The sequence below is a fragment of the Methanothermobacter sp. genome, assembly GCA_030055615.1.
Taxonomy (GTDB): domain Archaea; phylum Methanobacteriota; class Methanobacteria; order Methanobacteriales; family DSM-23052; genus Methanothermobacter_A.
In genome coordinates this window covers 120,222-143,041 of the sequence record JASFYN010000004.1, presented here as the reverse complement: position 1 = coordinate 143,041, position 22,820 = coordinate 120,222, and the positions used below count along the sequence as shown (strand labels likewise).

Sequence of the window (22,820 nt, the reverse complement as noted above, 5' to 3'; positions counted from 1 at the left end):
GAGATAATGAAAAATGCACTAATCGCCAAAACCCTAAACAGGGTGGCGGACTTCCTCGAACTGAAAGAAGAAACATTCAGAGTCAAAGCCTACAGAAGAGCAGCCCACACCATCCAACTCCTACCAATAGACATAGAAGAATACGCCAAAAAAAGAAAACTAACAGAACTGCCAGGGATAGGTAAAAACATAGCCGAAAAAATAGAAGAAATATTAAAAACAGGCAGACTATCCTACCTAGAAAAGCTAGAAAAAGAATACCCCATAGACATTGACAGCCTACTCGCAGTAGAAGGAATAGGCCCCAGGACAATAAAAATACTCTATGAAAAACTCAAAATCAAAAACCTCCAAGACCTAGAATACCATGCCAAAAAGGGCAACCTCCGAAAAATAAAAGGAATCGGAGAAAAAAAAGAAAAAAGGATACTACAAAGTATAAAATTCGTCAGATCAACCCTAGGAAGAAAGCCCCTAGCCTATGCAGCGCCCATAGCAGAATATATAAAATCCCTCATCGAGGAGCACCCAAAAACAGAAAAAGTAAAAATAGCAGGATCCATAAGAAGAAGTAAAGAGACAATAGGAGACATAGACATCCTCGCAACAACCAAAAACCCAAAAGAAGTAATAGAATATTTCACATCCCTCGAATTAGTTGATAATATAATAGCGAAAGGTCCTAAAAAGGCCATAATACGCCTAGAAGACGGGCTAGAATGCGAACTGCGCATTTTCAAAAAAGAAGAACTCGGAGCAGCCCTATTATACTTCACAGGATCCATGGAGTTTAACATCGAATTAAGGAGACTAGCACGCTCAAAATCCATGAAACTAAACGAATACGGATTATACAAAGACAAAAAAAGGATAGCATCAAAGACCGAAAAAGAAATCTTCAAAGCCCTCGAACTAGAATACATCCCACCAGAACTCCGAGAAAACAATGGAGAAATAGAAGCAGCAACCCAAGGAAAACTCCCAAATCTAATAAAAGAAGACCAAATCAAAGGAGACCTCCACATCCACACAATATGGAGCGACGGCACAGAAACCATAAAGACCATGGCCAAGGCAGCTGAAAACCTAGGATACGAATATATAGCCATCGCAGATCACAGCAGCTCCCTAAAAATCGCCGGAGGCCTTGACGAGGAAAAACTCCAAGGACAGATAAAGGAAATAGAAAACTTAAACCTCAAAATACACATTTTCAAAGGTATAGAAGCTAACATAAGATTAGACGGCCAACTAGACATCCCAGATGACATATTATCAAAATTAGATATTGTGATAGCAAGTATACACTCACCCGGAAGGGAAGACATGACAGAACGTATACTATCAGCAATAGAAAACAAACACGTCCACATAATAGGACACCCCACCGGCAGAAAATTATTCAGAAGAGACGAATACCCCCTCAACCTCGACAGGATATTCGAAGAAGCGGCTGAAAATGGAAAAATCCTCGAAGTGAATGCTAACCCAATCCGTTTAGACCTCAAAGACATCTACATAAAAAAGGCCATAGAATACGGGTGCAAACTAGCAATAAATAGTGACGCTCACCGCCTCCCAGACCTCCACAACATGAAATGGGGTGTTAAAACAGCCAGGAGAGGATGGGCAACAACCCATGATATAATAAATACCATGAATCTGAAGGAAATTAGAAAATTCTTAAAAAAATAATAAGATTTGTCCCCTTTGAACCTCTTTACCTTGAATTGCCACCCATTGGCGAATTTACAGGGTGTGTGCTTGACTATCCCAGTGTATATTGTGTTGCTACTAACTATCAAGTATTTTATGATCATGTTCTTGTCCAAGATTATCGGGGAAGTATAAATTGTATTTTTATTTGTTGGTTGTCTGCCATTAACTGTATATAGATTCAGGGAAAATCAACAAAGCTGCTTTACCAAGGGAATACTGTCCGATTTTTTTTATTCTTGGTTATTTCATGGCTGATTATCCTATACTGGTTTATTATCCTTTATCATGTACTTTATTTACATGGTCTTATTAAGAGTTATTGGCATCGTATAAAAGGTGCTCTTTTCTGTTGGCATGGGACCATTCACAGTATGAAGCTGCCGATCCAACACCCATCCCGATAAATATCATAAGGAATGCTAAAAGAATGTTTAACTTTTTCAATGCTAACCAATCCCATCCTCTCCTATATTCACTTATACTATGCCCTTTTTTGTCACAAAAAAAAAGATTTAAAAAGATGAAGATTCCAGTGATCAGAAAGCCATTACCTTTTTCAATTTTTTTATAAGAATGAACATTAATCTCAAAAATCTTGCAAGGAATCTCCTCTCTCTCCTTACCAGTATGCTCTCTTGTAGTTGCCCTGCTATTCTCCTAACATAAATATCAGGTTGATGAGTTGCATACCTCAAATATAATGGGATTCCAATAAAAGTTAAAAGCAGACCCCAAAGTATAGAGTCAACTGAACAGTTCACCATAAGATAAACACATACAAAAAATCCTAGGATAGCCTTAATAGGTATCCTCCCCTTCTTGAGTAAAGGTAATGAAATACAAGTTAAAATGTAACAGAAGAGTAAAGTGAACACAGAAATATTAATAAGTTGCGTGGCCGTTCCTAAAATCGCCGCTACCATCGCTGTTAAGTTCTGGAAAACCAAACTAACATGGGGTGTTCTGTACCTTGGATGTACCGAAGCGAAGACCTTTGGAAGAAGACCATCAGAAGCCATAGCATATAATATCCTCGCAGTAGAAAGTATACCTGCCTCCTCAGAACCAGATATTGAAAATAGAGCCCCCAATGCCATGAGAAGAGCCCCACCGGGTCCTAGTAGCATGTAACCTGCAAGTGCCAGGGGTGCCTTGCTACCTGCAAGAAGACCCCAAGGGACAACACCTAATATGACAAAATTCGTTAAAAGATAAAAGAACATTATAAATACCATCCCAATGATTATAGCCCTCGGTATTGTCCTTTTAGGGTCTATAACCTCATCAGATGGTACTGTTACAAGTTCAAACCCAACATAAGCCCAGAACACTAATACAACAACACTACCCATTCCTCCAAGACCATAGGGTGCGAAGGGCGTATAATTAGCCAGGAGAACATCAGGTTCCATTAAAAAATAAACCAAACCAGCAAGGGCAAAAATAAAAAGTGGAGCCAGCTTCAAAACAGTCAAAGCATCATTAACCTTACCAGCCATTTCCACGCCCCTATAATTTACCAAAGTTAAAGAAATTATGAAAACGACCTTAACAACAGCTTGTAGAATAGGATCCAATGACAGAAAATGGAGCAAATATGAAACAAATGCAACAGGAAAAACCGCTATAGCCACCCATGATGACACCCAAAGAGACCAGCCCACAAGAAACCCTATAAAATCCCCAAATACATGCCGAGCATACGCATAGGGTCCGCCTACACGAGCTAATACTGATGAAGATTCGGCAAATACAAGTGCAATTATAATCGCCATAACCCCGGCTATAAACCATGATAGTATAGATGCGGGTCCAAGGACCCCTGCACCAACAGCAGCCACAATATAAATATCAGCACCGATAATAGTCCCGATTACAAGGTTCACCACATCAAATAATGTAAGAGCCCTTCGAAGCTTCATAGAATAACATTTCTAGCAAAGCTAATATTTAAGAAATTGTACACCCATCACGGTGCGCCATCGATTACAATAATAAAAACCCCAGCGGTTACCCATATATACATTGAAAATTAGAAAAATAAATTTGGTGAACACTATGGTATCAACCGAAGAGATGAAAAGAAGATTAGAAGAAAAAAGAAAAAAAGGAATGGTTAAACCCTCAAACCTCCCAGAAGAAGGAGTAGAGACGCCCATAAAGTATTGTCCAAATTGTAATAGAGAATATGGGCCTGAAGCCAATTTTTGCGAAGAATGCGGCACCAAACTTGAAGAAAGACGCTTAGAAGAAGAAAAACCACCAGCACCTAGTAAATATGAGGATATTATTGTTGTAAGTTCAAATTATGTCCCAGGGTATCGTGCCGTTGAAACCATAGGCTTCGTTTACGGTCTTACAGTCAGGAGCAGAGACCTTGGAGGCCAAGTAGGGGCCGGTCTAAGATCCTTAGTCGGCGGGGAAATCAAAGAATATGTTACTATGATGGAACATGCACGCCAAGAAGCTATTAATCGTATGATAGAGCATGCAAGGGAACTTGGAGCTAACGCTATTATAAGCGCACGATTTGACTCTGATTCCATATCCAATGTCATGCAAGAGATTCTAGCTTATGGTACAGCCGTTATAATAGAAAAAGAATAAAACCCCACGTATTACGTGGTGGGGGTTATAGTATTGGGGGTTGTTGAAAAGATAATTAAAGCCCTTGAAGAAGATGTTAACAGGGGACTTGGCAAGCCATATATACAATCAAGGGATTATAAGGTTTATGATTTCAACAAAGACAATTTCAAACCCCTCAAAGATGTTGAACCGCGTTTAATGGCCTTCGTCGACGGGGGGAACAACACCATACTAGAAGCTCCGACATTCTCACTCCAAATAAACAGAGTATACTTTAACCTCTTCAAGGGTAAAGAACGTCAAAGACCATTCTCTGGGATGCCCGAGAAGATAGAGTTCCTATCCTATCTCAATGTCCATGAATCCGAAGATAAGCAGATAGGTAAAGTGAAAATATTCCCACTATCAGAAGAAGATAGAAAGTATCTCCCCAAGAATTTAAAGGTTACGCTTCCAGGCCCCCCAGACTTCTACCAGAGGAGTAGAATGTTTTCAGTTGCCCGCAGATTCGCTGAATGGAGCCTCAGCACGCATATAGTAAAAAAGGAGCTCGATGATGGTGACATACTCGTGAAGGATGGTTCACTCCAAGCATCATTTGAACGCGAAAACGAATACTTAAATAAAGTAATGAAAACCGCCTATAAAATGGGGGTTAACTTTGCAGGCCTTTCAAAAACATCAACATTATCAACAAATACAGGAAATTCTCTAATAGCATCCATTAAAAAATTTGCCGAATATAACGATTATGATAGGTGGTGCTATTATCCAATAGCAGAAGAAAAGGTGAAGAGTGAACATCCAGGTTCTATTATAATGGCTGTTAAATTACACAAGCTCACAGATTATATTTTTCGCATGGACCTTCTTAAAACAGGCCATGATGAAGTGGAAGTAGTATCTGCTATTAGCGAAAACACAGTTGATCCCACATTCCCTGGTTACCCATATGGTCTCATAGACGCTGATCTTAATGCAAGAGTACGTATGGATGAAGTGAAACTGTACAGGACAAGAATACTTTCAGCGTTATCAGATGATCTCCTAGAAGAGTTGAAATCTCATATAAGGGCGCTTGATGCTCATGAAAGATTAAACATGATAGCGAATATAATCAAAGATTAAAGATCCAACAATTGTGGGGGGGTCAAAAATCGATGTTGTAGGCCAGATCATAGGAGGAGAGACTTCCAAGATTTTTATAAGGGAAAAGAGTGGTTCAAAGATAGAACTTGGAGACTTATTAGTCGCAGAAGAAAGTGATGGCAATTATAACATCCTGCAAGTAAAAGATTTAGTTTATCATTCACAAATCCCACAGATCATGAGAGAACTTGCTTCAGGACTCCAACTTGAAGGTCACGGCTCCCACATGGAATTCCTAGACGAGAAGCTTAGAAATTATATAATTGCAGAGGCTAAACCCATACTCCAAATACGAGATGATAAACCGCAATTGCCCAAAACACTCCCCAATTTTTTCAATTCTGTAAGACGCATAGAGGATGATGATCTTAAATTTCTAATGGAAGAGAAGATAGAAAATCCACTCTACCTAGGTAATGTGAGAAGCGGCTCCAAAGAACTTAAGACAAGTATACATGTTGATGCCAAAGAAGCAATACCACATCATATCCTCATACCGGCGACAACAGGTAGAGGAAAAAGTAACCTAGTAAAAGTGATGCTCTGGGAACTCATGGACATAGAAAACATAGGCATGCTAGTCCTCGACCCCCATGATGAATACTATGGCAGGAACGAACAAGGATTAAAAGATCATCCCAACCAGGAAAAACTCATATATTATTCCCCAGACGCATCCAACGTCCAAGGGATGGTAGAGTCCCTAAGGATAAACCTTAAATCCATAAAACCAGAGCATTTCGATGGTATAGTTGAATTTACAGATGCACAAAGAGACGCTCTAAAACGTTACCATAACATATACAAAGAAAACTGGATACCAAGCATAATCCAAGAAGAAGAAATTGAAGGAGTAAACCCCAGAACATTAGGCGTTATAAAGAGAAAATTCGACAATATACTAGGAATCTACACGAAAAACGGTCAGCTAAAATCCCGTGGGAACGTATTCAATACAGATCGTGGAGAATCAACAATCAAAGACATTATAAAATCCCTAGAAGATGGTAAGATTGTTATAATAGACACTTCAAGACTAACAGGAGAAGCAGAACTATTAGTAGGTAGCATAATTGTCGGGGCAATATTCAACAAGTACCAAAAATACAAAGCAAAGGGCACATTAAAGTACAAACCCATCATCGGTATAGTGATCGAAGAAGCTCCAAGAGTCCTTGGCAAAGAAGTCATAGAAAAACAAGGCCATAACATTTACAGTACAATAGCAAGGGAAGGCCGGAAATTTAACATTGGACTCGTTGCCATAACACAACTCGTAACCTTAATCCCCAGGACAATCCTTGCAAATATGAACACAAAAATAATCCTAGGAAATGAAATGTCACAAGAAAGATCCGAGATCATAGCAAGCGCCTCACAGGACCTTTCAGATGATAATAGGACAATAGCAAGCCTTGACAGGGGAGAGGCTATAGTGACTAGTGTATTCACGAAATTTGCGGTGCCCATCAAAATACCACTATTCGAAGAACATATTAAGGGCAAAATAAACAAAACAAAAGAGAAACCCCCACTCTTATCCCCTGAAGACTTATAACAGGTGCAGATCATGTATAAGTTCGCTCATTTAGCAGACTGCCATCTCGGAGCCCACAGATACACAGAACTAAAAAACATAGAAATTGAAAGTTTCAGAAGGGCCATTAAAAAATCTATCGATTCAAAAGTTGATTTTATCATAATATCAGGGGATTTGTTCCATTCCAACATACCCAATATGGAAGTTGTCAAAGAAGTCGCTAAAATACTAAAAGGACTCAAAGAGGCTGGAATACCAGTATATGTATGTTATGGGAGTCATGATTACAGTCCAACCAGAACATCAATGATCGACGTGCTTGAAAGCGCAGGCCTGCTAAAAAAGGTGGACAGAATCCGCCAAGGAAAAAAAGGGTATACTCTTGATTTTACCGTCGACCCAAGGACCGGGGCGAAACTTACAGGTATATCAGCCCGTAGAATGAGCATGGAAATAGAACAGTTCAGACACTTGGACAAGAGCCCATTAGAGGCCGAAGAAGGGTTTAAGATATTCCTTTTTCATAGTGCCATAACAGAATTTAAACCAGCACATCTTTCAGAAATGGAGTCTATACCATTAAACCTTTTCCCCCAGGGTTTTGATTATTATGCTGGGGGTCACTTACATGAGAGGATAGAAAAATATGAAGAAGATTATGGCCTGATAGTATACCCTGGGCCATTGTTTGGATCATATGCAACTGATCTTGAAGCAAATGCCAAGGGCAAAGAACGGGGATTTTATATTATAGAATTTGATGATACTATCCAGAGTGCGAGTTTTCTGCCCTTGGACCTTGTTGAATATGCCTATTTTGAATATGATGTTACGGGTAAAAGCTCCCATGAGGCTATGGATGATATAATCTCTAAGCTCCAGGTTTATGATGTTGAAGATAAGCTTGTTATGGTGAAGATTTTGGGCGAGCTTTCATCAGGTAAAACAGCCGATATAGACCCCTTGAGGATAAGGGATTTGCTCATAGGGATGGGGGCTTTACATGTTAACATAAACCGTCATGGTCTCAGGCGCAGTGAAAGACGAAAGATAAGGATTAGGGTAGAGGATGTTCCGCAGGTTGAAAAGAGCCTTTTCAAGGAGAACAGGGAAGACTTAGACATTCTCAGAGAGTGTGATGTTGATGTTGCCATGGAACTCTTGGCAGTTTTAAGGAGGGATAGGGAACCTAATGAGCGCAGAATAGATTATGAAGAGGGGATGTTTAAGGATGCTATACGTGTATTGTCACTTGATAAGTCATTGGGTGATCTTTTATGATTATCAAATCCTTAGAACTTAAGAATATTCGAAGTTATAGGGAGGCAAGGATAAACTTTTCTAGTGGTGTCACATTATTTAAGGGTGATATCGGTTCTGGTAAGACAACAATACTCTTGGCGGTTGAATTCGCCCTTTTTGGTCTTGGAGGTCAAAGAGGGGCTGGTCTACTCCGTATAGGCTCAAATAGGGGTCATGTTTCCCTAACATTCCAAGTGGATGGTAAAACCTACACTATCTATAGGAGCCTTAGAAGGACTGATGGTAGTATAAGCCAGGGTGAATGTTATATCGAAACAGAGAATGGCAGGATAAATTTGAGACCGACAGAGATGAAGGATATGATACTTAAAATATTGGAGTATAATGAGCCTTTGAATCCGCGTGCAAAAAGCCACATTTACAGGTATGCTGTTTTCACCCCACAAGAAGAGATGAAAAATATAATAAATATGAACCCTGAAGACCGGCTTAAGACAATTAGAAAGGCTTTAAGATTGGAAGATTATAAGATAGCCGCCACTAACGCTAATATAGTGGCGGTTAGGATTGAAAAGAGGGCTGATGAACTCAAAGAGAGAATACACGACCTCCAAAGATTAAAGGATAAAAAAGATGATATTAAAAGTGAAATACACAAATACAGGCTTTTAATCGGGAGAATAGAAGATGAAATGGAAAAATTAGAAGAGAAGAGAAAGCTTGTAGAATATGATCTTAAGGAGCTTGAAAGAGCATATGAAAAGGTTAAAGATGCCGAAGGCAGAAAAAAGAGACTGACAGAAAAAATTGATATTATATGGGAGCAAATAGAGGATGCCAAGAAAAAAAATGAAAAAATAGAGGAAGAATATAGAAGACACATTCTAGAAAAGGATAAAAAAGAAAAAGAAAAATCAAGACAAGAAAAGAGACTAAAAAGGGTGGAAGAACGCTTAAAAATTATAAAAAAGGGAATAGAGAACATCCAAGAAGACTATAAGAGCATACCATTAAGCAAAAACCAATTAAAAAACTTGAAAGACCAAGAGCAAGAGCATCTAGAAAGGCTCCAAGAAATCCGAAAAGACAACGAAAAAATCAAAAAAGAACAATCCAAGATCACCAGAAAAATCAAAAACTTGGAAAAGATTAAAAAACCATCCAATCAAAGCCTAACAGAAGTCGAAGAAACCATAGAAAAATACAGGAGAAAAATAGGGATAACAGAGGAAAAAATAGGAGAAGTTAACGCTAAAATAAATGACTACTCCTCAATAAAAGAAGAAAAAACATGTCCAACATGCGGAGCCCCAGTCAACCCATCCAAAATCAAAAAGAAACTCAAAGAAAAACAAGACCAGAAAAAAGAACTTGAAAAAACAAAAAAAGAATACGAGACAAAAATAAAAGAAAAAAAGAAGCTCAAAGAAGAAATAATAGAATATGAAAACGCCAAAAGGGAACTAGAAACTCTCAAAGAAAAATTAGAAGACAAGGAACAAACCCGCCAAAAAAATAATAAGGCAATAGAAAAAATCCAAGAAAAAACAAAAAAGATAAAAACGATGATAAAAGACCTAGAAGAGAGCATAAAAGCAAAATCCAGCATACAAAGTGAAATGGAACGGCTTAAAACAGAAGAAACTGGATTAGAAGGTGAAAGAGACAAATTAAAAGAAAAAATAGCCAACATAAACGCCTCCATAAGATCACATCAAGAAATGATCAGAAAACTAAAACCAACACAAAACATGGAATACCAAGAAAACAAAAAAATCATAAAGGAAAAAACAAGCCAAATAGAAGCCGCAAAGGAAAAAATCAAAAAACTGGACAAAATACTAGAAAAAAAAGATAAAATAAAAGAAAAAAGAGACCAAACCCAGAATAAACTAGACAAAATCATGGAAAAGATAAGAGAATGTGAAAATAAACACCAAAGAACCATTGGAACACTCAAAAGGATAAAAAAAGAAATCAAAGAATTAGAAGACCAGATAAAAGAAAAAGAAAAGATAAAAAGATCCATAAAAAAACTAAAAGAATATGTTAGATGGCTCAAAGAATACTTCATACCAACACTCCACGATATCGAAACCCATGTAATGCTACAAATAAACCAAGAATTCAACAGCCACTTCCAACGCTGGTTCCAAAAACTCGTAGAAGACAATGAAAAAACCGTAAGAATAGACGAAAACTTCACACCCATCATAGAACAAGGAGGCTACGAACAAGACATAGAACACCTCAGCGGAGGAGAAAAAACAAGCGTAGCACTGGCATACAGACTAGCACTAAACACCATCATACAAAGATACTCCACAATAAAATCAGACATACTCATACTAGACGAACCAACAGACGGATTCAGCAAAGAACAACTCCTAAAACTCAGAGAAATACTAGACGAACTTGAATGCTCACAGATAATAATAGTATCCCACGAAGAAGAACTAGAAAACCTCGCAGACCACACATTCACAATAGAAAAAAATGGTGGAATCTCAACAATCCAAACAGGATAATAACCTTGATAATAACCCTTATTCTGGTGTCCCACTATGAAAGTCGCAGTGATAGGATTAGGCGTCGAAGGCAGAAAAGCCGTTAAATCACTTAGAAGACGTGGATACGAAGTATACGCCACTGACATCAACACCAACCTAAACTTGAAGGGCCTAGAAGATATTGAAGTAGACTTGGGCTTCCATGACCTGAAAAAAATAAGAGCATGTGACGCTGTAATGTTAAGCCCAAGCCTCTACTCCTCACCACTCAAAGAGAAATTAGAAGACAAACTACTCTGCAACATCCTAGAAGACCACAAAAAACCATATACCATAGGGGTCACAGGAACAAATGGCAAAACAACAACAGCCCTCATGATAACAAAAATACTAAAAAAGTGGGGTAAAAAAGTCCTAGTAGGTGGGAACGCTGGAGGAGGATTCCAAGGCTACACCGAACTCATACTAAAAGCCTCAGAAAAAAAATACGATATAATAGTCGTAGAAATATGCGACATGACACTAGATTTCGCAGACCAATGCTTCAACCCAAACCTCATAATCCTAACCAACATAGGCCGAGACCACATGAACCACCACAAAACCATCAAAAACTACAAAAAAAGCCTCAAAAAATTCATAAAAGGAAAAAAAGTGCTACTCAACAAAGAAGACCCACTCTCATTCCAATTAAAAAACCCAAAATCAATACTATACAATGCATACAATGGAAAACTCAAATTATTTGGAAAATTCAACAAATTAAACGCAGGAGCCGCCGCAGAAGCGGCCAGGCTACTAGGAGTGCCAGAAGATATAATAAAATCCACTCTAAGGGACTTCGAAGCTCCAAAAGGGCGTATAAAAAATTATAAATTTGATGATACAAATATCATCATAGGGAAAATTGACAATCCCTCAGCCATGAAAACAATACTACAAGAAACTGATTTTGATGTTATATTCCTCGGAACCCCAAGAAAAAACGAAGACTGGAGATTCGAAACACTCCAAGAAATAGGTAAAAAACCCCCAAAAATCCTAGTATTATTCCCAGGCCTCGAAGACACAGTAAATATCAGCATAGAACATGCAAAAAACCTACCATCAAAAGTGCTAACCGCAAAAGGCACCGATGAGATCATCAAATTACTAAAAAATTTTAGCAGAAAATACCATAGAATACTCATAGGAGGTAACGGACAAAAAAAGATCATAAAAATCCAAGAAAAGATAGAAAAAATGGTGGGACAATGAAAAATAAAAAAATACTAGTGGTTGGTGCAGGGAACGCCGGCAGACCCGCTGCAAAACTACTACACCACCTTGGCAATGAAGTGTTAGTCACAGAAATTAAAGAATTCGAAAAACTACCCCCAAAGGCCAAAAAGAGGATAAAAAAGATGCAAAAAAATGGTATAAGATTTCATTTTGGAGGACACCATCCCAAGGATATAGAATGGGCAGATTCAATCTTCATTTCACCCAACATCCCCAAAAATTCCATAATATACGAACTAATAAAAAAAACAGAAAAAGAGATTGAGTATATCACACCTCCTATGATTGGGAGAATGCTCAACTCTTTTATTAAAATTCCGATGGTTGGAGTAGCAGGCACAGATGGTAAAACCACGACCACAAACATGATAAAACATATCATAGAAGGACAGCACCCTACAATCTCCTTTTCATCATTAGAAGATTCCCTTGTCATCGAAGGGCTAGTCGACCTACTAATAGAAGATAAACTAGGTGAAGGCGAATTTGCAGTTTTTGAATTGCCTCATGGTACCATAAGGATGACACAAGGCCTTGAATTATGCGCTGGTATTATAACTACCCTCACCCCAGACCACCTCGATGAATTTAAAGATTATGATGATTATATCAGGCGTAACTTTCTCATCAAAGACCTTATCGACCAAAAGGGCCTGCTCATACTCAACGGAGACGATCCCATAATAAACAGGCTCACAAGTGAGATAGAATCACCCCATATCATCTATAGCGTGGGCAGAAAGAGAAAGATGGAATTTCATGGTAAAAGTTATGTGACAAAACCTTTACCAGCTGATGTTAAAGCCGAGAAAATCAAATTAAACGGTCTTAAAGGGTCGGAATTTACCCTCACAATTGGGAGAATACCCACAATAATCTGTGAAAGATGCGGAAGCATAAAATGTGAATGTGGAAATTTTAGAAGAGAATACTTCGGACCATACAAGGAAAGAGTAACTTTAAAGGTTCCAGGGATATTTAATGTTGAAAATGCACTAGCAGCCATTACAACAGGACTAATACTAGGCTTTGACATAGACTACCTAAAGAAGCGCATGGGCGAATTCAAGGGCATAAGAGGTCGTTTCGAGGTCATAGACGAAGTTAATGGTGTTAAAATTTACATGGACGCTGCTCACAATCCTGAGAGCATGGAAAAATTATTTGAGGGTTTGGAATTTGATGGTAGGCTTATAATAAGCCTCGACAACCCCGACACTTTAACAGTGCGGGACAAATTCAAGATAGGCAGAACACTCGCAAAAGCGGCTGAAATTCTCATTGTAAGCGCTAAAAATGAAACAACAGAAAAAATAGACTGGAAAGCAGCTGAAGAAGTTGCCAAGGGAGCGAACCCCACAAAAACCATAATAGTAGAAAACGTATACAAATCCATCAAAAAGGCCATAGAAAATTCTGAAAAAGGAGATACAATAATCCACATGGGCCCTGGTGTTGTTAACGCCTACCAAAATGTGAAAAAGGACATCCAACGTGCTATAAAAAATTACAAGGAGAAACTCTAAAATGGAGAACATAGTAGTACTTGGTGGTTGCGGGACAGTAGGCAGCCTAATGGCAAGAATACTTGCAAAAAATGCTATAGTAACGGTATCAGACATTCGCAAGGAAACACCCCTACGCAAGATCTTTGAAGCAGAAGGCATCAAACTAGACCTTGGAGGCCACAACCCCAAAATAATAAAAGGTGCTGATAAGATAGCGGTAGCGCCAAGCTTACTAAAAAATAAAAATATACTCCAACTCATAAAAGGCAAAAAGATCATAACAGTTGAGGACATCATAGCCTCTTGTAAAGTTAAAAAGCCAGTTGTAGGCGTCACCGGGACCAATGGTAAAACCACAACCACAAAGATACTAAAAAACATCCTAAAAGTGGCTGGATACAAGGTACCTGAACACCATCTTAACATCCAAGGAAATACCGAACTAATACCAGCTCTACAAGCAAGACTGGAAGGTGACATAGCAGTAGTTGAAATAGGAACATTCGGAAGACCAGGCGAAATAAAAAAGACAGCCGAAGACAGCAAGGTCAAAATAGCCATTATAACAAACATTTCAAGGGATCATCTACCACCAGAGGACTTCCCAACATACATAGAATGTAAGAGGGAAATCATAGATGTCGCCCAACACATCATATTAAATGCAGATGATCCAATAGTAGCAAGTTTCGCCAATAACCTCCCAAAGGACAGAGTAACATTCTATGGCATAGAATCACTCAAATACCCCGTTGAAGCATTCCCAGAGGACCGAGAATGCTCATACTGTGGCAAACCCCTAAAATACAAGAGAAGATTCTTAGGCCACCTTGGAGACTATTATTGTACATGCGGTTACAAGAGACCGCAACCAGAAGTTAAAGCCACCCAGGTAGAAAAGGACAAGTTCAAATTAAATATAACAGATGAGACAATTAAACTCAAAATAGGCGGAATTTTCAACGTATATAATAGTCTTGCGGCAGCAGCTGCCAGCTTAACTTTGGGCATAGACCCCAAGTATATCATTAAGGGTATAAGCTCATTCAAGGGCGCCAGCGGAAGACATGAAATAATAAAGGAAAAGCCCAGGATAATTATAGATTATGCTCATAACCCCGCTGGTGTTAGGGCAATAATGCAACTAGTAAAAGAAGAAACTATTGGAAAGATCATAGTAGTAAATACAATTTCTTCTGAGAGTGGAATAGAAGGTGACAAAGAAATAGCAAGAATATTATCAAATGCTAACATAATAATACCAGCGTCATATAATGCAAGGGAAGCATCAGATCATACAAAATCAAAGATCATACATATAAAGTCTAGTAGACAAAAAATAAAAAGGGGGACATTGGGGGCAAGCCACCAACAGGTAAAAGAAGCAATCCAAAAGGCCCTAGAACATGCCGATGAAAATGATACCATCCTAATAATAGGAGAAGGAGGCTATAAATATGCTAAAAGCATCCTCAAAGGATCCTAGGACCGTTATACTCATACTAATATTAATCGTTGTTGTAATGACACCAATAGACTACCATCTACAAAATAATATACCCCCACAGGATCCTGAGGAAATAAATAGCGTACCAGTAGGAAGTACAGTAGTGACTGGGATGCAAGTAGCAGACCCAGCCAAGATAAGAAAAGAACCACTAGTCACACGCCCAGATTATCTAATCAAAAACATGCAAGATGGAGATATAGGTGCGGTCATTTATGGTCTACTTACCGGGACTATCATGAAACCAATCAAGGAAATTACAGAGGGTGTCGAAGTTGGTGGAAGAGCCTCCCAATTTGAAGGTCCAGGGATGCTAACAATAAAAGAAAACAAGCTAGTTGTACAACCACCAGCAAACTTCATATGGGCCTACAAGACACCCTACACCTACGCCGTTAAGACAAAAGATGGCATAGCCATCATACAAAAAAATAGGACAATAAAGACCGTATCACCTAATGAGATAGGTAATATACATTCTGATTACATAAATACAACAGAACTCAAAAAATGGTACAATGAATCAAAAGTGGGTGACAGCATAGCTATAGACTTTTCACTTTCCAATTTTAATGATGGCAGACTAGAAGTACCACCCGACAAGATAACCAAATACTTCGGTGAAAAAACTAAAAAATACATGGAGGAATACCCCCCAGGCACGCCCATCATGGCTTACATGCACCATTACAAGGTTGAAGAGATTGCAACGGCCACAAGCCAACTTGAATCCTTCCCAGAATATGATGATATAAGCAGGGAATACAATGCAAGAGAATTCGTAAAAGCATGGAACGGTACTATAGTGCCGCCTGGGACAAGTTCATCTGGAAAGGATACAGTTCAGTTCACATCATCCAGGGATCCGAAAGCTCCTGGCGGGTATGCATCCCATGGTACATGTCCACCAGCAAGAGCCCTCAGGAATGCTGTTGCGCAAGCAGGATTACCCACACCCACAGGTATAACTTGGGGATATTTTGCCCTTGTATATGGTTTCGACCCGGCAACAGATGTTAAAGTATACAATGACGGAAAATATCCTATAATGATAATCATGTGGACTGAAGGTTCAGGTCCGAGCATGTTAATACATGCCAAGATACTCAGACTAATACCAACGTGAAACGATGACAGTATCAGGGATTATAACAGCAGCAGGTAAAGGAAAAAGGATGAAAGACGACATGAAAAAGAGGGGCTTAAAACCGGTGCATAAGCTCTTGCTCAGATTAAATAATAGTACAGTAATAGAAAAGACCATAGCTAATGTCCTAGAGGCTGGTGTGGATGAGTGTATCGTCGTTGTTGGACACCAAAAGGATAATATAATCCCAGTAATCAGCAACATAGATGTTAAGATTGTGGAAAACCAGGATGATCTGCCATTGACAGGTTCCCTTTTAAATGGTGTGAAGAACTCAAAGGGCGATCTTTGTCTTTGTGTTGCTGGAGACCAGCCGACGGTCACCTCCAAAACTTACAAGAGAATTATTGAGGCAGTGGAAGATGATATCGTGTCAATCCTTGGGAGAGGCTCTTTCGGCCGCTTAGAAGATCCCAGGGGCCTTGGAATGCCATTTGCAGCCACCAGGAAACTCCTACTAAAGTATCTGCCATCTTATAAAGGTAATATCAACCCATTACTCTGGCACCTAATAGAAGATGGTATAAGCCTATATGCTATAAGACCATCAGATGAGATAGAACTCATCAACCTTAATACTTTCGATGATTATCTAAAAATAAAATTGAGAAACTAGAATTTTTTACCTTCTAGCTCCTCCTCGAGCAAATCTACTCTATCCTGTAGTTCTTCAACTATCTTCGCCAACTTTTCCATTGAAAGCAGGACATCATAGACCCAACATGATATGATTTCGCTTTCAGCCTCTTTACGGTACTTTTTTATCTTTTCGGCCAAGTCACGTGTTTCATCCAATATTTCGGTTATCTCTACCAAGATCATCCCTCCTATGCCATTTCTTCTAGTGCTTCCATTATACAGTCTATGTTTTCGGCTGTTAAACCAACTATGAGTTCATCTTCTCTTATATCAGTATATTGTCTTGATCCGCTGCAGCCGAGGGTTATGTTGGCTTCGCCTCGCATGTATGGTCCTGCTACTGCATCTGCGCAAACTGACTGTATACCTGCGAAGTCTCCTTTGGCTCTGCCACCCTTAGTGTAGACTAGGGCTTGGACTATCCTAAGGGCCTGGGCCGGGTTACAGACCACTAGTATGACGTCAGGGTCAAATTCTGCCTTTTCTAGTGGTGCGTATACTACAGCATAAAATCTGAGGTCTATCTTTGGGATCATGTCTAAGGTTCTTTTGGCGGCTGGTAAACTTGAAAATCTGCCCAACTCATAATAGAATTCTCCGGTTTTCACTTTTTCTGGTGTTTCATCAGCTCCGATGGCACCTGCTCCTCCTTTGCATTCTTGGTCCTCTGCTAGTGCATAGAACATTTCGCCTCTGCTTGCTCTCATCACCATTTCACAATGTCTTGCCGGCTCACTTATCCTGGAAACACCATCTGGCAAGTCTTCCTCGCGGAGTACGAGTTTTACAGCCACTGGGGATCTTTCAAGTCCCAGTTTATCTTTCATTTTCTTGGAGATGGTCCCATATTCTGTCTTCATATTATCCCCCCATCTTGTTCGTTAAATCCATCTATAACGAACTTAATCTATTATGCTAGTGGGCCTACCATACTGCCTCCTCTCTATATGTCCACAATCCCTACACTTATACGTTATCATAACAAAATCTCCCTCAGGATATTCCTCTTCAATTTCAACTGCAACCCCGCCACAAACTGAACATTTAACAGTTTCAGGCGCATCCAACCTATAATGTATCAAACCCAAAACCCCCACAAACTAAAAAGTATATATTATATTTCCACCATCTTATATTAATATGAGCACCAAAAAATTTAAAACAGCATTCTTAGCATATGTACCAGATGCAGACCCACAAAAGGACAAATGCAAAATCGAAACAAACCTCTATGAACTTACAAGCATACTAGTAAAAGACGAAAACCAGGCAATAGAAGTATGCAAAGAACTCGCCAAACAGGGAATACACTCAATAATATTATGCCCAGGATTCACACACAAAACAATAGGCAAAATAATAGAAGCCACCAAAGAAAAAATCGGAATAAGCGTGGCAAGAGGCGACGACAAAAGCACCCAGATAGCATTAAAGGCCATGGAAGAAGCAGGCTGGTTCAAAAAATAACCCCCCCCTATATTAATTTTATAGGATAATAATCCCCATGGCCAGGTAAAACAATCAAACTCACCTTTTCATCAATTTCCTTTGCAACCTCTTTTAATGCTTCCATTTCTTCCTTAAATAGCATTGAGTTTGCATTTGTACTTGTCATAAGAAACCTTGGAATGTTCAGGAACTTCTTCTCTTCATCATCTAGGCTTGGCACATAAAGCAGATAATCACCACTGAACAGTACACCAGCCTCCTCTGATAAAAAGAATACCTGTCCAGGTATATGACCCCCAAGACTCTCCAAAACCTTAAATTCTAAGTTTCCAACATTGAAATGGTCTATTATGGGGAATGCCCCGATCTCGCCTTTTTTATTTGTCTTGTATGGTTGCCACTTTTCAGGAAACTTACACTCTGTAAAATGATTTACAAGGATTGTGAAATAATGGTTAAGCTCCATCAAGGGCGTTTTCGAGCCTGCCGCACGATTCTCCCCAACTATAATATCCTCGGCCCGCGGATGCAAAAAAACCTCACTACCATACTCCTCATGGAAGTACCCGCTAAGACCGGCATGATCAGCATCAGCATGCGAAAGATAAACCCTACCTATCCTAGAAGGATCCAAACCATTCTCCACCAACATACCCTTTACCTCATTATAATATATGCCATAGGATCCATCAACCATTACAAGATCATCCCCCTCTAGAAGGTAGATGTTGCCACCAGTTGGAGGCTTAAAAACATGCAATAGTACGTCACCGAGTGGCAGACTAGGCAACCTCCTATAAAAGAACGCATCACCCCTATGCCTCCTAGATGATATTGCAAAGGCTAATATGTTCCCAAGAACTTGACCAGCCTCAAGATTACGACCAGCCTCCCTATTAAAACCAATAAGAGTATCAGACAACCTCCTTGAAGTGTTAACAAGCCTCTTTACCTCCGCTAGTTCTTCATCATCTAGGATCTCTTTAAGTTTGAGGAAAAACCTCTCAATAAGGTTCAAGCCTATCATCGTATTAGTTTTTTCCTCGTCGGCCCCAGTATATTCAAGATTGTAATGATAGCCAAGCTTGTTTAATTCTTTGGCAAGTTCTTGGATCTGCCTGGGATCTTCGACATAGAATGCCATCTCAGCCTTGTTTTCTGATATCATTTCATTATAGATCATGTAGGTGACATTCGCATTATACTTTTCAAGTAGCCTTGCAAGATCCCTGAGGGTCCCGGGTTTGTTCTCAAGATAAACAGAAACCTTAAGAACATTACCAGGTTCCATGATCTGAAGATCCTCCTCAAAAAACTCCCCAAGGAACCCCTCCCTAAGAAGATCATTATAAAGGGATTGGAAAACATCCTCCCTAGACTTTCCTTCAACAAGAACGCGATTAGGATGCTCAGACCTATTATAATAAAAATATGATATATTTATACCATAATCCGCGAAATAACCGGCAATCCTTGCAAGAGACCCAGGCCTATCAGGAACATAAACTTTCACCCTACCAAGAAATAAAGTATTATGAAGAGACTTCCAAACCTCAAACTCAGCCACCAAGGAACACCCCCACCAAATGATCATTACATTCTATAATCCCACTAGATCAAATAATTTAAATAATGAACAAAAGCAAGTAATATAATAACCACCCACCCATATTAATATGGAAGAAAAATCACAAAAAAGGAAATCCTGGGGGAATCAAAAAAAACTCCCCCAACGAGAGTATAATATGTAGGAGTTGATTACTGATGGAAACAACACTAATATCAACAGTATACTCCATAGAACCCGTAATGATATGCATAACTCAATTCTCACCCAAAAAAGTCGTCCTCATCATGGAAGAAGAACCACCAAAAGAAAAACAACAAGTACAAAAAATCATACAAGACACACTAGGAAACTTCATAAAAGTCCAAATAAAAGAAACAAGCCTATATGACGTCGTACAAATAGCAAAAGACACAGTAGACACCATAGACGAAGAAAGAGCCCAAGGAAGAAAAGTAGTAGTAAACATAAGCGGAGGAAGAAAAACACAAGCCCTTGGAGTACTATTCGGATGCTACGCCAGAAACAACGACGTCCAAAGAATAGCCTACGTAACAGAAGAAGAAGGAGAAATAATAGACCTACCCATACTAAGCTTCGGAATATCAAAAACAAAAAAGAAAGTACTAGAAGAACTCAAAAAAGGAGAAACCTCAGTAAAAAACCTCGCCATAAAACTCGGAATAAGCAGAGGCATGACATACAACCACATAAGAGAACTAAGAAACATGGGATTCATAGACCCAGAAAAACTCGAAATAACATCAGCAGGAGAACTCGCAATACTCTAAATGCGGCGTCCGGGATTTGAACCCGGGTCACTGGCTTGGGGGGCCAGTGTCTTAACCAGGCTGGACCAACGCCGCAATTATGCTCCGACCGGGATTTGAACCCGGGTCCTCGGCTCGAGAGGCCGAGATGATTGGCCGGACTACACTATCGGAGCACACACAATCATTACTAGGTATTAAAAGTTTATAAAATTTTCGGGAGCCCAAAAACATGTACGATATAATAATAATAGGAGCCGGACCAGCCGGACTAACAGCCGCAATCTACGCAGGAAGACAAGGAAGCAAAACACTCATCCTAGAAAAAGGAATAGCCGGAGGAAAAGGACTAGAAGTACCACTAATGGAAAACTACCCAGGATACGAAAAAATACAAGGCCAAAAACTCATACAAAAAATGAAAAAACAAGCAACCCAACTCGTCCCACTCAAAGAACTAGAAGAAGTCACAAAAATCAAAAAACACAAAGAAGGATTCACAGTAAAAACAAAAAAAGACACATACCAAACCCGTACAATAATACTAGCCACCGGTACAAAGCACAGAAGACTAAAAATCCCAGGAGAAAAAGAATTCCTAGGACGAGGAGTATCATACTGTGCAACATGCGACGGACCACTCTACAAAAACAAAAAAGTCCTAGTAATCGGAGGAGGAAACAGCGCAGTACAAGAAGCAATATTCCTACACAAAATAGGATGCCAACCCACAATAATACACAGAAGAGACCAACTAAGAGCACAAAAATACCTACAAGACCAAATAAAAAAACTAAAAATCCCCATAAAATGGAACACCACACTAAAAGAAATCAAAGGCAACAAAAAAGTCCAAAAAGCAATACTAGAAGATAGAAAAACAGGCCAAACCCAAAAAATCAAAACCGACGGAATATTCATAGCAATAGGGGAGGAACCAACAAACCAACTCGCCCAAGACCTAGGAATCAAACTAGACAAGGCAGGTTACATAATAACTGACAAACAACAAAGAACAAACATAGAAGGCGTCTACGCAGCAGGTGACATAACCGGCGGCCTAAACCAGTGGATTACAGCATGTGCCGAAGGTGCAATAGCAGCAACTTCAGCCCACCAAGATATCCTCCAATAAAACAAAAAAGCATGCACAACTAGTGAGGTAAAAATGAGAGTGGTTGCGGTAGTCGTAACCTATAATCGTAAAAAATTGTTGGTTGAATGTTTAGAGGCTTTAGGTAGACAGACAAGGCCACTTGATGCTATCTATATCATTGATAAACTTCATTGATGGCATACCTGAATTATTAAGAGAAAAAGGTTACATAAATAGGTTAGAAACGGGAACATCAACAATAAGCCTTCAAGGTGGCAAAAAATAAAAATAGTTTATATACGCATGAAAGAAAATACAGGCGGATCTGGCGGCTTCCACGAAGGTGTGAAAAGAGCATACAATGATGGCTATGACTGGATTTGGCTCATGGATGACGATGCTGAACCCCTAGCAGACAGTCTAGAGAAACTATTGGAGTATATAAATGAAGATGTCGCTGTTCTTTGTTCAACTATTTTACTAAAAGATGGAAGTGTTTACCTTAACCATAGAGGAATATCTAAAGGTAGATTTCCTTCGCATTGGCGCCCTATAAAAAAAGAATGTTACGAAAGAAGGGTTCTTGAAATTGATATTGCCACTTTTGTCGGTTTTTTAATAAACAGAAAAAAGATAATGAAAGTTGGATTTCCAAAAAAAGAATTCTTCATACTTTACGATGATGTGGAATATTCACTAAGACTTAAAAAGGCTGGTAAAATACTCTTAATTCCATCCAGTATAATAATCCATAAAGAAGAAGGGCGAAAATACAAAATAAAAAAATTTTTAGGGAAAAAGTCAAAAAGAACACCCTACAAAAATTTTTGGAAACAATATTATGGTATAAGGAATAGCATCTGGGTATCAAAAAAATATACATCAACAAAAATCGGATTCTATATTATACTCCTCATTTGGACACTTGAGATAATCACAAATGTGCTGATTTTTGATGACAAAAAATTAAAAAGAATAAAAATCATCGTCAACGCCATCATAGACGGTCTCCTCGGAAAATTCAACAACAAAAAATACTCTCCAACCCCTATAAAAGACACCATTGTACCTATCCAACCATAAAGG

Annotated in this window: 19 protein-coding genes, 2 tRNA genes and 1 pseudogene; 15 read left to right on the top strand and 7 right to left on the bottom strand. The window is 39.1% G+C overall.

Annotated features, from left to right (window positions below):
- Window positions 1-6 precede the first annotated feature (6 nt).
- Window positions 7-1,695 carry a DNA polymerase/3'-5' exonuclease PolX gene (gene polX, locus QFX38_07630; protein MDI9624737.1) on the top strand — a complete coding sequence of 563 codons (1,689 nt, stop codon included), beginning with the start codon at window positions 7-9 and terminating at the stop codon, window positions 1,693-1,695.
- A gap of 560 nt (window positions 1,696-2,255) precedes the next feature.
- Here polX and QFX38_07625 read toward each other — a convergent pair.
- Window positions 2,256-3,641: an amino acid permease gene (locus QFX38_07625; protein MDI9624736.1), complete on the bottom strand. Its 1,386-nt coding sequence runs from the start codon at window positions 3,639-3,641 to the stop codon at window positions 2,256-2,258.
- 364 nt (window positions 3,642-4,005) lie between these two features.
- Here QFX38_07625 and QFX38_07620 point away from each other — a divergent pair, with 364 nt between their 5' ends.
- From QFX38_07620 to QFX38_07575, 10 genes are read left to right on the top strand one after another with little or no spacing between them, the layout of a single operon-like run.
- Window positions 4,006-4,326, top strand: a complete 321-nt coding sequence (locus QFX38_07620) for a heavy metal-binding domain-containing protein (GenBank protein MDI9624735.1) — start codon at window positions 4,006-4,008, stop codon at window positions 4,324-4,326.
- 33 nt (window positions 4,327-4,359) lie between these two features.
- Window positions 4,360-5,436, top strand: a complete 1,077-nt coding sequence (locus QFX38_07615) for a DNA double-strand break repair nuclease NurA (GenBank protein MDI9624734.1) — start codon at window positions 4,360-4,362, stop codon at window positions 5,434-5,436.
- Window positions 5,437-5,449: 13 nt separating this feature from the next.
- Complete coding sequence (locus QFX38_07610; protein MDI9624733.1) at window positions 5,450-7,015, top strand: ATP-binding protein; 1,566 nt, start codon at window positions 5,450-5,452, stop codon at window positions 7,013-7,015.
- A 12-nt stretch (window positions 7,016-7,027) separates the two neighbouring features.
- Window positions 7,028-8,278: a DNA repair exonuclease gene (locus QFX38_07605; protein MDI9624732.1), complete on the top strand. Its 1,251-nt coding sequence runs from the start codon at window positions 7,028-7,030 to the stop codon at window positions 8,276-8,278.
- Window positions 8,275-10,788, top strand: a complete 2,514-nt coding sequence (locus tag QFX38_07600) for an SMC family ATPase (protein MDI9624731.1) — start codon at window positions 8,275-8,277, stop codon at window positions 10,786-10,788. The genes QFX38_07605 and QFX38_07600 overlap by 4 nt, the downstream gene beginning before the upstream one ends.
- A gap of 36 nt (window positions 10,789-10,824) precedes the next feature.
- Window positions 10,825-12,027: a Mur ligase family protein gene (locus QFX38_07595; protein MDI9624730.1), complete on the top strand. Its 1,203-nt coding sequence runs from the start codon at window positions 10,825-10,827 to the stop codon at window positions 12,025-12,027.
- A complete protein-coding gene (locus tag QFX38_07590; protein MDI9624729.1) occupies window positions 12,024-13,577 on the top strand; it encodes a Mur ligase family protein in 1,554 nt (517 codons plus the stop codon). Before QFX38_07595 ends, QFX38_07590 begins: the two co-directional genes overlap by 4 nt.
- A 1-nt stretch (window position 13,578) precedes the next feature.
- Entirely contained in the window at window positions 13,579-15,045 is a 1,467-nt protein-coding gene (locus tag QFX38_07585) for a Mur ligase family protein (protein ID MDI9624728.1), read from the top strand.
- Window positions 15,017-16,192, top strand: a complete 1,176-nt coding sequence (locus QFX38_07580; protein ID MDI9624727.1) for a hypothetical protein — start codon at window positions 15,017-15,019, stop codon at window positions 16,190-16,192. The genes QFX38_07585 and QFX38_07580 overlap by 29 nt, the downstream gene beginning before the upstream one ends.
- A 4-nt stretch (window positions 16,193-16,196) precedes the next feature.
- Window positions 16,197-16,829: an NTP transferase domain-containing protein gene (locus QFX38_07575; GenBank protein ID MDI9624726.1), complete on the top strand. Its 633-nt coding sequence runs from the start codon at window positions 16,197-16,199 to the stop codon at window positions 16,827-16,829.
- On the opposite strand, the gene QFX38_07570 is transcribed toward QFX38_07575, so the two are convergent.
- The 3 genes from QFX38_07570 to QFX38_07560 are packed head-to-tail and all read right to left on the bottom strand — an operon-like array spanning window position 16,826 to window position 17,934.
- The gene (locus QFX38_07570; GenBank protein MDI9624725.1) at window positions 16,826-17,029 is read right to left on the bottom strand and encodes a hypothetical protein; all 204 of its coding nucleotides are present in this window, start codon (window positions 17,027-17,029) and stop codon (window positions 16,826-16,828) included. The two genes, QFX38_07575 and QFX38_07570, sit on opposite strands and share 4 nt — an antisense overlap.
- Before the next feature lie 11 nt (window positions 17,030-17,040).
- Complete coding sequence (locus QFX38_07565) at window positions 17,041-17,712, bottom strand: DUF169 domain-containing protein (protein MDI9624724.1); 672 nt, start codon at window positions 17,710-17,712, stop codon at window positions 17,041-17,043.
- Window positions 17,713-17,754: 42 nt separating this feature from the next.
- A complete protein-coding gene (locus QFX38_07560) occupies window positions 17,755-17,934 on the bottom strand; it encodes a hypothetical protein (protein MDI9624723.1) in 180 nt (59 codons plus the stop codon).
- 58 nt (window positions 17,935-17,992) lie between these two features.
- On the opposite strand from QFX38_07560, the gene QFX38_07555 reads away from it, so the two are divergent.
- On the top strand, window positions 17,993-18,319 hold the full coding sequence (locus QFX38_07555) for a DUF6506 family protein (protein ID MDI9624722.1): 327 nt from the start codon (window positions 17,993-17,995) through the stop codon (window positions 18,317-18,319).
- 7 nt (window positions 18,320-18,326) lie between these two features.
- On the opposite strand, the gene QFX38_07550 is transcribed toward QFX38_07555, so the two are convergent.
- Window positions 18,327-19,868: an ACT domain-containing protein gene (locus tag QFX38_07550; protein ID MDI9624721.1), complete on the bottom strand. Its 1,542-nt coding sequence runs from the start codon at window positions 19,866-19,868 to the stop codon at window positions 18,327-18,329.
- Between the two features lie 197 nt (window positions 19,869-20,065).
- On the opposite strand from QFX38_07550, the gene csa3 reads away from it, so the two are divergent.
- Window positions 20,066-20,659: a CRISPR-associated CARF protein Csa3 gene (gene csa3 / locus QFX38_07545; GenBank protein ID MDI9624720.1), complete on the top strand. Its 594-nt coding sequence runs from the start codon at window positions 20,066-20,068 to the stop codon at window positions 20,657-20,659.
- A 1-nt stretch (window position 20,660) separates the two neighbouring features.
- On the opposite strand, the gene QFX38_07540 is transcribed toward csa3, so the two are convergent.
- Both QFX38_07540 and QFX38_07535 read right to left on the bottom strand, forming a co-directional pair.
- Window positions 20,661-20,734 (bottom strand) — tRNA-Gly (locus QFX38_07540).
- A gap of 5 nt (window positions 20,735-20,739) precedes the next feature.
- A tRNA-Glu gene (locus tag QFX38_07535) sits at window positions 20,740-20,814 on the bottom strand.
- A gap of 56 nt (window positions 20,815-20,870) precedes the next feature.
- On the opposite strand from QFX38_07535, the gene trxB reads away from it, so the two are divergent.
- Complete coding sequence (gene trxB / locus QFX38_07530; GenBank protein ID MDI9624719.1) at window positions 20,871-21,773, top strand: thioredoxin-disulfide reductase; 903 nt, start codon at window positions 20,871-20,873, stop codon at window positions 21,771-21,773.
- 33 nt (window positions 21,774-21,806) lie between these two features.
- A pseudogene (locus QFX38_07525) lies at window positions 21,807-22,817 on the top strand (glycosyltransferase family 2 protein).
- Window positions 22,818-22,820 lie beyond the last annotated feature (3 nt).